Annotated in this window: 14 protein-coding genes and 2 tRNA genes; 14 read left to right on the forward strand and 2 right to left on the reverse strand. The window is 72.9% G+C overall.

What is annotated here, in order from left to right:
• Positions 1-74 precede the first annotated feature (74 nt).
• Entirely contained in the window at positions 75-680 is a 606-nt protein-coding gene (locus AC230_RS22145) for a polysaccharide deacetylase family protein (RefSeq protein WP_049718101.1), read from the forward strand.
• A gap of 166 nt (positions 681-846) precedes the next feature.
• Here the strand turns inward: AC230_RS22145 and AC230_RS22150 are convergent.
• Positions 847-919, reverse strand: a tRNA-Arg gene (locus AC230_RS22150).
• A 174-nt stretch (positions 920-1,093) separates the two neighbouring features.
• A tRNA-Arg gene (locus tag AC230_RS22155) sits at positions 1,094-1,165 on the reverse strand.
• Between the two features lie 117 nt (positions 1,166-1,282).
• Here AC230_RS22155 and AC230_RS22160 point away from each other — a divergent pair.
• From AC230_RS22160 to AC230_RS22220, 13 genes are all read left to right on the forward strand, one after another.
• On the forward strand, positions 1,283-1,783 hold the full coding sequence (locus tag AC230_RS22160; protein WP_078871492.1) for a response regulator: 501 nt from the start codon (positions 1,283-1,285) through the stop codon (positions 1,781-1,783).
• A 57-nt stretch (positions 1,784-1,840) separates the two neighbouring features.
• A complete protein-coding gene (gene nrtL, locus AC230_RS22165; protein ID WP_078871493.1) occupies positions 1,841-2,659 on the forward strand; it encodes an ArgS-related anticodon-binding protein NrtL in 819 nt (272 codons plus the stop codon).
• Positions 2,660-2,683: 24 nt separating this feature from the next.
• A complete protein-coding gene (gene lysA, locus AC230_RS22170; RefSeq protein ID WP_049718103.1) occupies positions 2,684-4,075 on the forward strand; it encodes a diaminopimelate decarboxylase in 1,392 nt (463 codons plus the stop codon).
• Between the two features lie 105 nt (positions 4,076-4,180).
• Complete coding sequence (locus AC230_RS22175; RefSeq protein ID WP_049718104.1) at positions 4,181-5,473, forward strand: homoserine dehydrogenase; 1,293 nt, start codon at positions 4,181-4,183, stop codon at positions 5,471-5,473.
• Between the two features lie 19 nt (positions 5,474-5,492).
• Positions 5,493-6,581, forward strand: coding sequence for a threonine synthase (gene thrC, locus AC230_RS22180; protein WP_049718105.1), 1,089 nt, complete (start codon positions 5,493-5,495; stop codon positions 6,579-6,581).
• A 370-nt stretch (positions 6,582-6,951) separates the two neighbouring features.
• Positions 6,952-7,869, forward strand: a complete 918-nt coding sequence (gene thrB, locus AC230_RS22185) for a homoserine kinase (RefSeq protein WP_049718106.1) — start codon at positions 6,952-6,954, stop codon at positions 7,867-7,869.
• A 419-nt stretch (positions 7,870-8,288) separates the two neighbouring features.
• On the forward strand, positions 8,289-10,292 hold the full coding sequence (rho, locus tag AC230_RS22190) for a transcription termination factor Rho (RefSeq protein ID WP_049718107.1): 2,004 nt from the start codon (positions 8,289-8,291) through the stop codon (positions 10,290-10,292).
• A 320-nt stretch (positions 10,293-10,612) separates the two neighbouring features.
• Positions 10,613-11,728 carry an LCP family protein gene (locus tag AC230_RS22195; protein WP_049718108.1) on the forward strand — a complete coding sequence of 372 codons (1,116 nt, stop codon included), beginning with the start codon at positions 10,613-10,615 and terminating at the stop codon, positions 11,726-11,728.
• Between the two features lie 146 nt (positions 11,729-11,874).
• Positions 11,875-12,099 (forward strand): 50S ribosomal protein L31, encoded by a 225-nt coding sequence (rpmE, locus tag AC230_RS22200; protein WP_049718109.1) that lies wholly within the window; start codon positions 11,875-11,877, stop codon positions 12,097-12,099.
• A 101-nt stretch (positions 12,100-12,200) separates the two neighbouring features.
• Positions 12,201-13,277, forward strand: coding sequence for a peptide chain release factor 1 (gene prfA / locus AC230_RS22205; RefSeq protein ID WP_049718110.1), 1,077 nt, complete (start codon positions 12,201-12,203; stop codon positions 13,275-13,277).
• A 72-nt stretch (positions 13,278-13,349) separates the two neighbouring features.
• Positions 13,350-14,195: a peptide chain release factor N(5)-glutamine methyltransferase gene (gene prmC, locus AC230_RS22210; RefSeq protein WP_049718111.1), complete on the forward strand. Its 846-nt coding sequence runs from the start codon at positions 13,350-13,352 to the stop codon at positions 14,193-14,195.
• Between the two features lie 73 nt (positions 14,196-14,268).
• On the forward strand, positions 14,269-14,916 hold the full coding sequence (locus AC230_RS22215; protein ID WP_049718112.1) for an L-threonylcarbamoyladenylate synthase: 648 nt from the start codon (positions 14,269-14,271) through the stop codon (positions 14,914-14,916).
• Positions 14,913-15,575, forward strand: coding sequence for an arsenate reductase/protein-tyrosine-phosphatase family protein (locus AC230_RS22220; protein ID WP_049718113.1), 663 nt, complete (start codon positions 14,913-14,915; stop codon positions 15,573-15,575). Before AC230_RS22215 ends, AC230_RS22220 begins: the two co-directional genes overlap by 4 nt.

The following is a 15,575-nucleotide window of genomic DNA, read 5'->3' on the forward strand; positions in this document are numbered from 1 at the left end:
GTGGCCGCGGAGGCGCCGCAGACGAAGGTCCCCGCGAGCGCGGCCGCGCCGCCGAACCCGACGCCGGCGGGCCGGTGTCGGAGGAGATCTCGCACGAGAGCGAGAGCCCCGGCAAGGTCGTCAACATCACCATCGACGACGGCCCGGACCCCGTCTGGACCCCCAAGGTGCTCGACCTGCTGCGGCGCAGCAACGTCAAGGCGACCTTCTGCATGATAGGTCCGCGCGCCAAGGAGTACCCGTCCCTCGTCAAGAAGGTCGTCGCCGACGGCCACCGGCTCTGCGACCACTCCATGGACCACAACACCGCCATGGACAAGCGCCCCGAGTCCTACCAGGCGAGCCAGATCCTCGACGCCCAGAAGCTGATAGAGGAGGCCGCCGGCGACGGCACGAAGGTCCGCTACTACCGCGCCCCCGGCGGCGCGTTCACCCCCTACAGCCGCAAGGTGGCCGCCGCCCACGGCATGCGCCCCCTCGGCTGGCAGGTCGACAGCCGCGACTGGCAGCGCCCGGGCACCGCCCGCATCGTGGCCAACGTCAAGCGGGAGGTGGCCGACGGCCCCACGATCCTCTTCCACGACGCGGGCGGTGACCGCAGTCAGACGCTGGCCGCCATGGAAGAAACGCTTCCCTGGCTGAAGCAGCAGGGCTACGGCTTCAGCTTCCCCAAGATCTGACCCCAAGATCGGAACCCAAGCCCCGAACCCGGGATCCGGTCCCAAGATCGCGACGGCGCGGGCGCCTTCGGGCCGCGACCCCCCAAGTCCGGCCCGCGGGCCGCGCGTTCGCCCCCGCCCATGCGAAAGGCCCGTTCCGATGAGATCGGAACGGGCCTTCGGTGCGTGCGCTCGGCAGGATTCGAACCTGCAACCTCTTGATCCGTAGTCAAGTGCTCTATCCGTTAAGCTACGAGCGCCGGCTGCGAGAACTACTCTACATGCTCCGCTGACCTGCGATGACCACGAAGGGCGCCGCTACGGGGCCCGGAAACCGTGACTCCGCTCACACCGCCGCCCCGCCCCGGGGCATGCAGAAGACCCCGCGTCCGCCTTGCGGCTGATCGCGGGGTCTTCCGGCACTTCCTTCGAAGTGCCCCCGGCAGGATTCGAACCTGCGCACACGGCTCCGGAGGCCGTTGCTCTATCCCCTGAGCTACGGGGGCGTGTCGTCCGTGCGGGCTCTCGCTCGCGGCGACAGGAAGAACAGTACCAGCTCCGGGCGGGTGATCCGTAACGGGTTGCCGGGCGGGGAGCGGGGGGCTCGCCCGCAGGGGGCGGAAGTGCGGAAAAGCCGGACGCGGCGCCGGTCGCGCGCCTACTCTCGGGGTGTGCCTGGCTTGTCCGGCCGGGTCCTCGTTGTCGACGACAACAAGGTCATCCGGCAGTTGATCAGGGTCAATCTCGAGCTCGAGGGCTTCGAGGTCGTGACCGCGGCCGACGGTGCCGAGTGCCTGGAGATCGTGCACGCCGTGCTCCCGGACGTCGTCACGCTCGACTTCGTCATGCCCCGGCTCGACGGACTGCGGACCGCCGCGCGCCTGCGGGCCGACGCCCGGACGCGGCACATACCCGTCGCCATCATCAGCGCCTGCACCCAACTGGAGGTGGAGAGCGGGCGGTCGGCGGGGGTGGACGCGTTCCTGGCGAAGCCCTTCGAGCCGGCGGATCTGGTGCGGATGGTGCGCAGACTGCGCCGCGGCCGCGGGGGAGCGGGGGACGCCGTGCCGGCCGAAGGAGCCGCCCCGGGGGACGCGGAGCCGGTCGTACGCCCCGCCGGATAGCACGCCGACGGAAACCGGTTGGCGGAGTGCCCCGCCGCCTCCCCTAGGCTGGGGGCCGTGACCCCCGCCGATCTCTCCCGCACCGTGCTGGACGCCGTGCGTCGCGCCGTCGAGGCCGACGAACTGCCCGCCGTGGTGCCGGCGACGGCCGGCGTGCGGGTGCCGCCCCGGCCCGGCTGCGGCGACTACGCCACCAACGTCGCGCTGCGCCTGGCCAAGGACAGCGGACGGCCCGCCCGGGAGGTGGCCGAGACCATCGGGCGCCGGCTCGCGGAGGAGCCGGGCATCGCCCGCGTCGAGATCGCCGGGCCCGGCTTCCTCAACATCACCCTGGACGGCCCGCACGGCGCACGCATCGTGCGCGAGGCGCTCGCGCGCCCGGGGGAGAGCGAACCGCTTCCGCTGCGCGCCCCCGACGCCCTCGTGCGACGGCTCGGCTCCGACGCCGCCCGCTGGAGTCTGCTCTGCCCCCCGGGCCTCGACCGCGACCTGCTGCTCGTCCAGCGCGAGAGCAACCCCCTCTTCCGGGTGCGGTACGCGCACGCCCGCTGCCGCGCGCTGCTGCGCAACGCCCGTGACCTCGGCTTCGGGCCGGAGGCCGCGGAGGTCTACGGCGAGCCCGACGGCCCGCTGCTGACCGTCCTCGCCGACCACCCCCGCGTCGTCGCCGCCCGCGACCCGGAGCGGCTCGCCCGCGCCCTGGAGCGGCTGGCCGACGCCTTCCTGCGCTGGCAGACGTCCTGCACGCCGCTGCCGCGCGGCGACGAGAAACCCTCGGTCGTCCACCGTGCCCGGCTGGCCCTCGCCGAAGCCACGGGAACGGTGCTCGCCGACGGCCTGCACCAGCTCGGCATCACCGCACCCGCACACCTCTGAGCGCCTCACGAGGGGATCGCCACCATGAGCCGTTCCGCCCACCCCGCCGGGCCCCGCTACGCCGACGTCCTGCCCGAGGGGCACCACCCGGCGCCGCCCGCCGACCTCAACGCCCTCGACCCGCGCGTCTGGTCCCGCACCGTCGCCCGCGACGCCGCCGGCACCGTCACCGTCGGCGGGCTGGACGTCAAGCACCTGGCGGAGGAGTTCGGGACGCCCGCCTACTTCCTCGACGAGGAGGACTTCCGGGCCCGCTGCCGCGCCTGGCGCGAGGCGTTCGGCCCCGACGCGGACGTCTTCTACGCCGGCAAGGCGTTCCTCTCCCGCGCCGTCGTGCGCTGGCTGCACGAGGAGGGGCTCAACCTCGACGTCTGCTCCGGCGGCGAGCTCTCCACCGCGCTCGCCGCCGGCATGCCCGCCGAGCGCATCGCCCTGCACGGCAACAACAAGTCCCTCGACGAGATCACCCGCGCCGTCGAGGCCGGCGTCGGGCGGATCGTCGTCGACTCCTTCCAGGAGCTCGTGCGCGTCGCCCACGTCGCCCAGGCGGCCGGGACGCGCCAGCGGGTGCAGATCCGCGTCACCGTCGGCGTCGAGGCGCACACCCACGAGTTCATCGCCACCGCGCACGAGGACCAGAAGTTCGGCCTCCCGCTGGCCGGGGGACAGGCGGCCGAGGCCGTGCGGCGCGCCCTCAAGCTCGACGGGCTGGAGCTCGTCGGCGTCCACTCGCACATCGGCTCGCAGATCTTCGACACCTCCGGCTTCGAGGTCGCGGCCCGCCGCGTCGTCGGCCTGCTCGCCGAGGTCCGCGACGAACACGGCGTCGAACTGCCCGAGATCGACCTCGGCGGCGGCCTGGGCATCGCCTACACCTCCGACGACGACCCGCGCGAGCCCCACGAGATCGCCGGCGCGCTGCGCGCCATCGTCGAGCGCGAGTGCGCCGCCGCCGGGCTCGCGGTGCCGCGGCTGTCCGTCGAGCCCGGGCGCGCGATCGTGGGCCCGACCGCCTTCACGCTCTACGAGGTGGGGACGGTCAAGGAGCTGCCCGGACTGCGCACCTACGTCAGCGTCGACGGCGGCATGTCCGACAACATCCGTACGGCGCTCTACGACGCGGAGTACTCGGTGGCGCTGGTCTCCCGCACCTCGACCGCACCGCCCATGCTCTCCCGCGTCGTCGGCAAGCACTGCGAGTCCGGCGACATCGTCGTGCGCGACGCCTTCCTCCCCGCGGACCTCGCCCCCGGCGACCTGATCGCGGTCCCCGCGACCGGCGCCTACTGCCGGTCCATGGCGAGCAACTACAACCACGCGCTGCGCCCGCCCGTCGTGGCGGTCGGGGACGGCACGGCCCGCGCGATCGTCCGGCGCGAGACGGAAGAGGATCTGCTCCGGCTCGACGTCGGCTGATCCTGTCCCCGAACGGCGTGGTCTCGGATGCTGGACGGGCTGGGGAACGGCCCGTCCGGTGAGTGAGACTGTGTACCACCCAAGATGTATGAGAAACGAGGTCGCATGATGCGTACGCGTCCGCTGAAAGTGGCGCTGCTGGGCTGTGGAGTAGTCGGCTCCGAGGTGACGCGCATCATGACGACGCACGCGGACGACCTCACGGCCCGGATCGGCGCCCCCGTCGAGCTGGCCGGGATCGCCGTCCGCCGGCCCGGCCGGGTGCGCGCCGGGGTCCCCGAGGAGCTGCTCACCACCGATGCGACCGCCCTGGTCAAACGGGGGGACATCGACGTCGTCGTCGAGGTCATCGGCGGTCTGGAGCCGGCCCGCACACTGATCACCACGGCCTTCGAGCACGGCGCGAGCGTCGTCTCCGCCAACAAGGCGCTGCTCGCCGAGGACGGCGCCGCGCTGCACGCCGCCGCCGAGCAGCACGGCGTGGACCTCTACTACGAGGCCGCCGTCGCGGGCGCCATCCCGCTCGTCCGGCCGCTGCGCGAGTCGCTGGCCGGCGACAAGGTCAACCGGGTGCTGGGCATCGTCAACGGCACCACCAACTTCATCCTCGACAAGATGGACACCAGCGGCGCCGGCTACTCCGAGGCGCTGGACGAGGCCACCGCGCTGGGCTACGCCGAGGCCGACCCGACCGCCGACGTCGAGGGCTTCGACGCCGCCGCCAAGGCCGCGATCCTGGCGGGCATCGCCTTCCACACCCGGGTCCGGCTGGACGACGTCCATCGCGAGGGCATGACGGAGGTCACGGCCGCGGACTTCGCCTCCGCGAAGCAGATGGGCTGCACCATCAAGCTGCTGGCGATCTGCGAGCGGGCCGCCGACGGCCGCTCCGTCACGGCCCGGGTGCACCCGGCGATGATCCCGCTGACCCACCCGCTCGCCTCGGTGCGCGAGGCGTACAACGCGGTGTTCGTCGAGGCCGAGGCGGCCGGGCAGCTGATGTTCTACGGCCCGGGCGCCGGCGGCGCGCCGACCGCCTCCGCCGTCCTCGGCGACCTGGTCGCCGTCTGCCGCAACAAGCTGGCCGGGACCACCGGCCCGGGGGAGTCGGCGTACGCGGCGCTGCCGGTGAGCCCGATGGGCGAGGTCGTCACGCGCTACCACATCAGCCTCGACGTCGCCGACCGGCCGGGCGTCCTGGCGCAGGTCGCCATGGTCTTCGCCGAGCACGGCGTCTCCATCGACACCGTCCGCCAGCAGGGCAAGGACGGCGAGGCGGCGCTGGTCGTCGTCACCCACCGGGCCGCCGACGCCGCGCTGTCGGCCACGGTCGAGGCGCTGCGCCGGCTGGAGACGGTGCGCGGGGTCGCGAGCATCATGCGCGTTGAGGGCGAGTAGGGAAGCAAGAGGAACCACCATGAGTGCGAACAAGCCCACCCGTCAGTGGCGGGGCGTCATCGAGGAGTACCGCGACCGGCTGCCGGTCTCGGAGGCCACGCCGGTCGTGACGCTGCGCGAGGGCGGCACGCCGCTGGTGCCGGCGCAGGTGCTCTCCGAGCGCACCGGCTGTGAGGTCCACCTGAAGGTGGAGGGCGCCAACCCCACGGGTTCCTTCAAGGACCGCGGCATGACGATGGCCATCTCGCGCGCCAAGGAGGAGGGCGCGAAGGCCGTCATCTGCGCCTCCACGGGCAACACGTCGGCCTCCGCGGCCGCCTACGCGGTGCGCGCGGGCATGGTCTGCGCCGTCCTCGTCCCCGAGGGCAAGATCGCGCTCGGCAAGATGGGGCAGGCGCTGGTGCACGGGGCGCGCATCCTCCAGGTCGCGGGCAACTTCGACGACTGTCTCGACCTGGCGCGCGGGCTGGCCGACAACTACCCGGTGGCGCTGGTCAATTCGGTCAATCCGGTGCGTATCGAGGGCCAGAAGACGGCCGCGTTCGAGATCGTGGACGCGCTCGGCGACGCCCCCGACATCCATGTGCTGCCGGTCGGCAACGCGGGCAACATCACGGCCTACTGGAAGGGGTACCGGGAGTACGCCGACGCCTCCTCCCCGTGGGGGGCCCTCGCCACCCGCACCCCCCGCATGTGGGGTTACCAGGCGTCCGGCTCGGCGCCGATCGTGCGCGGCGCGCCGGTGAAGGACCCGCACACCATCGCCACGGCCATTCGCATCGGCAATCCCGCCTCGTGGCAGCCGGCCGAGCAGGCGCGCGACGAGTCGGGCGGCCGCATCGACGAGGTGACGGACCGTCAGATCCTCGCCGCCTACCGGCTGTTGGCCGCGCAGGAGGGCGTCTTCGTCGAGCCCGCCTCGGCGGCGAGCGTCGCCGGCCTGCTCAAGGCGGCCGAGCAGGGCCTGGTGGACCCGGGCCAGCGCATCGTCTGCACGGTCACCGGCAACGGGCTCAAGGACCCCGACTGGGCCGTGGCCGGAGCCCCGCAGCCCGTCACCGTCCCGGTGGACGCCGCGACGGCCGCGGAGCGGCTGGGCCTGGCGTAGCCCGCCGCCCGTCGGCGGCCGGGCGCGCCGGCCGTCGCGCGGCGGCGGCCCCGCCCGCGCCGTGCGCCGGGGGCGCGCCCCCCTCGCGGGGGCCGTCCCGGTGTGCGGCCCGGGCAGGTCCGGCGCTTCCGCCCCGGCGCACAGGAAGGGGCATGATCAGGGAAAGACCGTCCCAAATCCGGCGCGCCGCAGGCGACACGCATCGCGCGCCTCCTGTGCGCCCTATGTCGCCACAGAACCTTCCTTCGATAGGCTGTCCTCACTCCGCCCCGTCGCAGAACCGAGCCGCCCTCCATGCGGTGTCGCCGTCGCGGCCCCTTGCGGATGTCGCACGCCCTACCAAGGCCACATCAAGGAGAGTCATCGAGCGATGGCCGGTCCCGCCTTCCGCGCCGCCGCCGTCCGAGTGCGCACCCCTGCCACCAGCGCGAACCTCGGTCCCGGCTTCGACGCCCTCGGTCTGTCCCTGGGCCTTTACGACGACGTCGTCGTCCGGGTGGCCGAATCCGGGCTGCACATCGACATCGCCGGCGAGGGCGCCGATTCCCTCCCGCGCGACGAGAGCCACCTGCTCGTACGGTCCCTGCGCACCACGTTCGACCTGCTGGGCGGCCAGCCGCGCGGCCTCGAGGTGGTCTGCGCCAACCGCATTCCGCACGGCCGGGGCCTGGGCTCGTCGGCCGCCGCGATCTGCGCGGGGATCGTGGCCGCCCGGGCGGTGACGATAGGCGGGGCCGAGCGGCTCGACGAGCGGGCGATGCTGGAGCTGGCCACCGAGATCGAGGGCCACCCCGACAACGTCGCCGCGTGTCTGCTCGGCGGTTTCACCCTGGCCTGGACGGACGGGGGCGCGGCCCGGGCCATTCGGATGGACCCGGCCGGTTCCATCGTTCCGGTGGTCTTCGTCCCCGGCCGCCCGGTCGCCACCGAGACCGCGCGGGGGCTGCTGCCGCGGCAGGTCCCCCACGTGGACGCCGCGGCCAACGCGGGCCGGGCCGCGCTGCTGGTCGAGGCGCTGACCCGGCGTCCGGAGCTGCTGCTGCCGGCCACCGAGGACCGGCTCCACCAGGAGTACCGCGCCCCGGCGATGCCGGAGAGCGTGGCCCTGGTCAACCGGCTGCGGGCGGACGGTGTGCCCGCGGTCGTCTCCGGCGCGGGCCCCACGGTGCTCGCGCTGGTCGAGGACGGCGCGGCCGACAAGGTCGCGCGGCTGGCGGGCGAGGGATGGGCGGCCAACCGGCTGGCCCTCGACGCCGGGGGGACGAGCGTGCTGCCGCTCGCCGCGTGAGTCAGGGGCGGCGGCGGCCCGGGCGGGCCGGTCGCCGGAGAAGGCGCCGCGGAAACACGGTTGCCGGTCTTTGAGAGGGGGAATGTTTGTGGGATCCGGTAGTGTTAACCTCAAGTCTGCACCCGAAGCCACATCGGCTCGGTGCTCTGTGTCCCGATCAGGGACCGCTTTTCTTCCGGGAGCCTCCCAGACTGCCTGAGCAGATTCGAGCACGCTCCGGAATCGGCGTGGGCGACATGAGTGAAGCGATGCGTCTTGTTCTTCACTGATTCCTTCACGTCGGCATCAATGCACTGATTCCTCCGCCGTACCGCGGCGGACCACCGCCCCGGCCCGGTCCGCAAGCAGACCGCAGCCGGACAGCACAACCGGTCGCCGAGCCAGACAGGCCGACGCCCGCTCCAGGGAAGGACCCCTTCGTGAGCGACACCACCGATCTGATGGGCGTGAACGCCGCCGGCACTGACAAGAGTGCCTCCGCGCCCGCCACGGACGCTCCCGCCGCGCCTGCCACCGGTGCTGCCGCCGCCCCGCGGCGGCGCCGCTCGGGCACGGGCCTCGACGCCATGGTGCTGGCCGAGCTCCAGCAGCTCGCCTCCAGCCTTGGCATCAAGGGCACCGCGCGGATGCGCAAAGGCCAGCTGATCGAGGTCATCAAGGAGAGGCAGGCCGCCTCCGGCGGCGCCGCCAAGCCCGCGGCCGAGCAGCCCGCGGAAGCCCCGGCGGAGAAGCCGAAGCGCCGCGCGACCTCGCGGGCGCGCACCGGCGAGGGCGCGGACGGGAAAGCCCCCGCCGAGCAGGCCGCGGCCCAGCAGCAGATCGAGATCCCGGGCCAGGGCGGCGGCGACGAGGCGCCGGCCGGCGAGCGCCGCCGCCGCCGGGCCACCGCGCCCGCGGGCAGCCCGGAGGGCACCGAGGCGCGCGCCGAGGCCCGTACCGAGACCCGCGGGGAGGCCCGTACCGAGGTGCTCACCTCGGACAAGCCCGAGGCGGAGGCCGACGGCGGCCGCAAGGGCGACCGCCAGGACCGCGGCGAGCGCGGCCAGAAGGGCGACCGCCGCGAGCGCGGTCAGCGCGACCGCCGCGGCCGCGGCGAGGAGGGCGCGGGCCAGCAGGCCGGCGGCCGCCAGCAGCGCGAGCGCGCCGGCCGCGCCGAGCAGGGCCCGCAGGACGAGGACGAGTTCGAGGGCGGACGCCGGGGCCGCCGCGGCCGCTACCGCGACCGCCGGGGCCGCCGCGGCCGCGACGACTTCGCGGGCGAGCCGCAGCTGTCCGAGGACGACGTCCTGATCCCCGTCGCGGGCATCCTCGACATCCTCGACAACTACGCCTTCATCCGGACCTCCGGCTACCTGCCCGGTCCCAACGACGTCTACGTCTCCCTCGCCCAGGTCCGCAAGAACGGCCTGCGCAAGGGCGACCACGTCACCGGCGCGGTGCGCCAGCCCAAGGACGGCGAGCGCCGCGAGAAGTTCAACGCCCTCGTGCGCCTCGACTCGGTGAACGGCATGGCGCCCGAAACCGGCCGCGGGCGGCCCGAGTTCCACAAGCTGACCCCGCTCTACCCGCAGGACAGGCTGCGGTTGGAGACCGACCCGGGCGTGCTGACGACCCGGATCATCGACCTCGTCGCGCCCATCGGCAAGGGCCAGCGCGGTCTGATCGTGGCCCCGCCGAAGACCGGCAAGACCATGATCATGCAGGCGATCGCCAACGCGATCACCACCAACAACCCCGAGTGCCACCTGATGGTCGTCCTGGTCGACGAGCGTCCGGAAGAGGTCACCGACATGCAGCGGTCGGTCAAGGGCGAGGTCATCTCCTCGACCTTCGACCGCCCGGCCGAGGACCACACCACCGTCGCCGAGCTGGCCATCGAGCGCGCCAAGCGCCTCGTCGAGCTGGGTCACGACGTGGTCGTCCTGCTCGACTCCATCACCCGCCTGGGCCGCGCGTACAACCTGGCCGCCCCGGCGTCCGGGCGCATCCTGTCCGGTGGTGTCGACTCGACCGCGCTCTACCCGCCGAAGAAGTTCTTCGGCGCCGCGCGCAACATCGAGGACGGCGGCTCGCTGACCATCCTGGCCACCGCGCTGGTCGAGACCGGCTCGCGGATGGACGAGGTGATCTTCGAGGAGTTCAAGGGCACCGGCAACATGGAGCTCAAGCTCGACCGGAAGCTCGCCGACAAGCGCATCTTCCCCGCGGTGGACGTCGACCCGTCCAGCACCCGCAAGGAGGAGATCCTGCTCGGCGCCGACGAGCTGTCCATCGTCTGGAAGCTCCGCCGCGTGCTGCACGCGCTGGACTCCCAGCAGGCCATCGAGCTGCTCCTCGACAAGATGAAGCAGACGAAGTCCAACGCCGAGTTCCTGATGCAGATCGCCAAGACGGCGCCCGCGCCGGGCAACGGCAACGACTGACGGTCCGCGAAAAGGCGGAACCCCCTCCCGCACCGCGGGAGGGGGTTCCGCCTTTTCGCCGTCGTGATCTTGTCGAGTCCTCCCCGTGACCTTCTGAGACTTCCGCCACAGGGGCACCGCCCGGCGCATGCCCCAGCAAGTCCGTCGAAACGGGCGAAAACGCAGGTCGCGGGGGGTGCGGCCGAGATCCGGGCGCGGCGGTTTCCCGCCGGTTCCTAAGAAAGCCCTCACACGGCCCCGTGCAACCCTGTCGCAGACCTCGCCGTCTGAGTTCCACGACGGCAGGGGGGAAGCCGAACCAGCGGAGGACTGAGGAAGGTATGGCGGACGAGAGCAGGGGTACGAGGGCCGGCGGGCGCCGCCGGCGTCCCGGCGGGCCCCGTGGCCGCCGGCGCAAGCCCCGCGAGCGCCGCAAGGGCTGGCGAATAGCCCTCTGGACGACCACGGCGCTGGTCGTCCTGGGCGGCTCCGGCATCGGCTACGCCTACTTCAAGCTCAACGGCAACCTGCACGGCGTCGACATCAACTCCGCGCTCGGCACCGACCGCCCCGACAACGTGGACAACGGCTCGCAGGACATCCTCGTCCTCGGCTCCGACTCGCGGGCCGGCGCCAACGGCCAGTACGGCCGCGACGAGGGCAGCGCCCGCTCCGACACCGCGATGATCGTCCACGTCTACGCGGGCCACAAGAAGGCCAGCGTCGTCAGCATCCCGCGCGACACCATGGTTCCCCGCCCCGAGTGCCGGACCCGCGACGGCAAGGTCAGCCCGGCCGTCCGGCGCGCCCAGTTCAACGACGCCTACTCGGTGGGCGGCGCGGTCTGCGCGGTCAAGACCGTCGAGGCCATGACCGGCATCCGCATGGACCACTACCTCGAAGTGGACTTCGCCGGCTTCCAGAAGCTCATCGACAAGCTCGGCGGCGTCGAGGTCACCACCACCAGGCCCATCCGCGACAAGTGGAGCCACCTGAACCTGCCCGCGGGCACCCACCGGCTCGACGGCGAGCAGTCCCTGGGGCTGGTGCGCACCCGGCACGGCGTGGGCGACGGCAGCGACCTGGGCCGCATCAAGCTCCAGCAGGCGTTCATCAAGGCGCTCATCGACCAGGTCAAGTCCGTCGGCCTGTTCACCAACCCCGCCAAGCTCTACGGGATCGCCGACACCGCCACCAAGGCGCTGACCACCGACTCCGAGCTGGCCTCGGTCGACAAGCTGCTCTCCTTCGCCAACGGCCTCAAGGGGATCGGCTCGGGGGACATGCACATGACCACCCTCCCGGTGGGCCCCGACCTGCTCGACAAGAACCGCGTCGCCCCCCTGCCCCAGGCCAAGCAGGTCTGGAAGGCGCTCCACGACGACCGGCCCATCCCCGAGTCCGCCCTCAAGGACGGCGAGGGGACGAAGACCGACGCCGACGGCGTGGTCAGGTAGCGGCCCCCGGGGCCCCGGGAATACCGGGCCCCCACCCCCGGTTTTGGGGGATACGGCCAGGACTGGCAGACTGGTACGTCGGCCCCGGTTCACGGGGGGGCAATCCCGCCCCTCGACCCGGTGCCCTCCCGAAACTAGGAGAACCCTTGAAGCGCGACATCCACCCGGAGTACGTCGAGACCCAGGTCAGCTGCACCTGCGGCAACTCGTTCACCACCCGGAGCACCATCGCCGGCGGCACCATCCGTGCCGAGGTCTGCTCCGCGTGCCACCCGTTCTACACGGGCAAGCAGAAGATCCTCGACACCGGTGGCCGTGTGGCGCGGTTCGAGGCCCGCTTCGGCAAGAACGCCGGGTCCGCCAAGAAGTAGCGGCCCGCTCGCGCCGGTCGGCCCTTCCCCGCGTGCCGGGGGAGGGCCGCACCGGCGCTTTGTCGTCCAGCAGGTCCGTCCGTTTCTCACAGGGAATCAAGATGTTCGAGGCAGTCGAGGAACTGGTCGGCGAGCACGCCGACCTCGAGCAGCGGCTCGCCGACCCCGCCGTCCACGCGGACCAGGCGAACGCCCGCAAGCTCAACAAGCGCTACGCCGAGCTGACCCCGATCGTCGGCACCTACCGCTCCTGGAAGCGGGCCGGCGACGACATCGAGACCGCCCGCGAGTTCGCCGCGGACGACCCCGACTTCGCCGCCGAGGTCAAGGAGCTGGAGAAGCAGCGCGAGGAGCTCACCGAGAAGCTCCGCCTGCTGCTCGTCCCCCGCGACCCCAGTGACGACAAGGACGTCATCCTGGAGATCAAGGCCGGCGCCGGCGGCGACGAGTCCGCCCTCTTCGCCGGCGACCTGCTCCGGATGTACCTGCGCTACGCCGAGCGCGTCGGCTGGAAGACCGAGATCATCGACTCCACCGAGTCCGAGCTCGGCGGCTACAAGGACGTCCAGGTCGCGGTCAAGACCAAGGGCAACGTCACCCCCGAGCCCGGCCAGGGCGTCTGGGCCCGGCTGAAGTACGAGGGCGGCGTGCACCGCGTCCAGCGCGTGCCGGCCACCGAATCCCAGGGCCGCATCCACACCTCCGCCGCCGGCGTGCTCGTCACGCCCGAGGCCGAGGAGATCGACATCGAGATCAACCCCAACGACCTGCGCATCGACGTCTACCGCTCGTCCGGCCCCGGCGGCCAGTCCGTCAACACCACCGACTCGGCCGTGCGCATCACGCACCTGCCGACCGGTGTCGTGGCCTCCTGCCAGAACGAGAAGAGCCAGCTCCAGAACAAGGAGCAGGCCCTGCGCATCCTCCGCTCCCGGCTGCTCGCCGCCGCCCAGGAGAAGGCCGAGGCCGAGGCCGCCGACGCCCGCCGCAGCCAGGTGCGCACCGTGGACCGGTCCGAGAAGATCCGGACCTACAACTTCCCGGAAAACCGCATCTCGGACCACCGCGTCGGTTTCAAGGCGTACAACTTGGACCAGGTGCTCGACGGGGACCTCGACGCGGTCATCCAGGCGTGCGTCGACGCCGACTCGGCGGCCAAGCTCGCCGCCACCCAGTAACCCGCGCACCCCGCGCACGGAGCGTACGGAACCCCAGGAGACCGGCATGGAGCGCTACAGGAGGAAGGCCCAGTGAACCTGCTGCTCGCCGAGGTGGCCCAGGCCACCCAGCGGCTGGCCGACGCCGGCGTGCCCTCCCCGCGCTTCGACGCGGAGGAGCTCGCCGCCTTCGTCCACGGCGTCAAACGCGGCGAACTCCACCTCGTCGCCGACGCCGACTTCGACGCGCGCTACTGGGAGGCCGTCGCGCGCCGCGAGGCCCGCGAACCGCTCCAGCACATCACCGGCCGCGCCTTCTTCCGCTACCTGGAACTCCAGGTCGGCCCCGGGGTGTTCGTGCCCCGGCCCGAGACCGAGTCGGTCGTCGGCTGGGCCATAGACGCCGTGCGCGCCATGGACGTCGTCGAGCCGCTCATCGTCGACCTGTGCACCGGCTCCGGGGCCATCGCCCTGGCCCTCGCCCAGGAGGTGCCCCGCTCCCGGGTGCACGCCGTCGAGCTGGACGAGACCGCCCTGTCCTGGGCGCGCAAGAACGTCGAGGGCTCGCGCGTCCAGCTGCACCACGGGGACGCGCTCACCGCGCTCCCCGAGCTCGACGGCCAGGTCGACCTGGTCGTCAGCAACCCGCCGTACATCCCGCTCACCGAGTGGGAGTACGTCGCCCCCGAGGCCCGCGACCACGACCCGCAGCTCGCCCTGTTCTCCGGCGAGGACGGCCTCGACACCATCCGCGGCCTGGAGCGCACCGCCCACCGGCTGCTGCGCCCCGGCGGCGTCGTCGTCATCGAGCACGCCGACACCCAGGGCGGCCAGGTGCCGTGGATCTTCACCGAGGAGCGGGGCTGGGCCGACGCGGCCGACCACCCCGACCTCAACAACCGCCCCCGGTTCGCGACGGCCCGGAAGGCGATGCCGTGACGACGGCGACCACCGCGTCCTCCCGGGGGACGCACCCCGCTCACACAGACATCCCGTTCGAGGAGGTTGGCTAATGGCTCGGCGATACGACTGCGGCGACGCGACCGACCGCAGGACCGGTCTGCGCGAGGCGGCCGCCGCGGTCCGCCGCGGCGAGCTGGTCGTGCTGCCCACCGACACCGTGTACGGCATCGGTGCGGACGCCTTCAGCCGCGAGGCCGTCGGGGACCTCCTGGCGGCCAAGGGCCGCGGCCGGGGCATGCCCTCGCCCGTCCTCGTCGGCTCCCCCAACACCCTGCACGGGCTCGTCACCGACTTCTCCGAGCAGGCCTGGGAGCTCGTCGACGCCTTCTGGCCCGGCGCGCTCACCCTGGTCGCCAACCACCAGCCCTCGCTGACCTGGGACCTGGGCGAGACCCGCGGCACCGTCGCCATCCGCATGCCCCTGCACCCGGTCGCCATCGAGCTGCTCACCGAGTTCGGCCCCATGGCCGTCTCCAGCGCCAACCTCACCGGCCACCCGGCCCCGCAGACCTGCGACGCCGCCCAGGAGATGCTCGGCGACTCCGTCTCCGTCTACCTCGACGGCGGCCCCACCCCGGCCGACGTGCCGTCCTCCATCGTCGACGTCACCGGCAAGGTCCCCGTGCTGCTGCGCGCCGGCGCGATCAGCGCCGAGCAGCTCCGCGAGGTGGTACCCGACCTCGAGGTGGCGAATTGATCGCCCCGCAGGGGCGTGGCATAGCGGGACCGGAGACGAGCACCGACATCTTCCGCATCCTCCACGTCAGCACCGGCAACGTCTGCCGCTCGCCCATCACCGAGCGGCTGACCCGCCATGCCCTGACGGAGCGCCTGGGCGACCCGGGCGCCGGCGGCCTGGTGGTGGAGAGCGCGGGCACCTGGGGCCACGAGGGCGCGCCCATGGAGGCGCACGCGGCCACCGTGCTCGCCGACTTCGGCGCCGACGCCCACGGCTTCATGGGCCGGGAGCTGCTGGACGAGCACGTCATCCGCGCCGACCTGGTCCTCACGGCCACCCGCGACCACCGCGCCCAGGTCATCTCCATGGGCCACTCGGCGGGCCTGCGCACCTTCACGCTCAAGGAGTTCACCCGGCTGGTGCGGGCCATCGACCCGGTGACGCTGCCCGACCCGGTCCGCCCCGGCGGGGTGGTCGCCCGGGCCCGGGCCCTGGTCCAGGCCGCGGCCGCGCTGCGCGGCTGGCTGCTGGCGCCGGACGCGGAGGCCGACGAGGTCCTCGACCCCTACGGCGCGCCGATCACCTTCTTCCGCTCCATCGGGGACGAGATCAACCAGGCGCTCGACCCGGTCCTCACCGCGCTCACCGGCATCCCGGCCGACCGGCACCCTGCGTAG

It is taken from the genome of Streptomyces caatingaensis (genome assembly GCF_001187435.1).
GTDB classification, from domain to species: domain Bacteria; phylum Actinomycetota; class Actinomycetes; order Streptomycetales; family Streptomycetaceae; genus Streptomyces; species Streptomyces caatingaensis.

What these genes read in the sequence shown, in the direction of transcription:
- lysA (WP_049718103.1), top strand. Translation starts at nt 2,684, where the DNA reads ATGAGCCGTTCCGCCCACCCCGCCGGGCCCCGCTACGCCGACGTCCTG.
- AC230_RS22175 (WP_049718104.1), top strand. Translation starts at nt 4,181, where the DNA reads ATGATGCGTACGCGTCCGCTGAAAGTGGCGCTGCTGGGCTGTGGAGTA.
- thrC (WP_049718105.1), top strand. Translation starts at nt 5,493, where the DNA reads ATGAGTGCGAACAAGCCCACCCGTCAGTGGCGGGGCGTCATCGAGGAG.
- thrB (WP_049718106.1), top strand. Translation starts at nt 6,952, where the DNA reads ATGGCCGGTCCCGCCTTCCGCGCCGCCGCCGTCCGAGTGCGCACCCCT.
- AC230_RS22195 (WP_049718108.1), top strand. Translation starts at nt 10,613, where the DNA reads ATGGCGGACGAGAGCAGGGGTACGAGGGCCGGCGGGCGCCGCCGGCGT.
- prfA (WP_049718110.1), top strand. Translation starts at nt 12,201, where the DNA reads ATGTTCGAGGCAGTCGAGGAACTGGTCGGCGAGCACGCCGACCTCGAG.
- AC230_RS22215 (WP_049718112.1), top strand. Translation starts at nt 14,269, where the DNA reads ATGGCTCGGCGATACGACTGCGGCGACGCGACCGACCGCAGGACCGGT.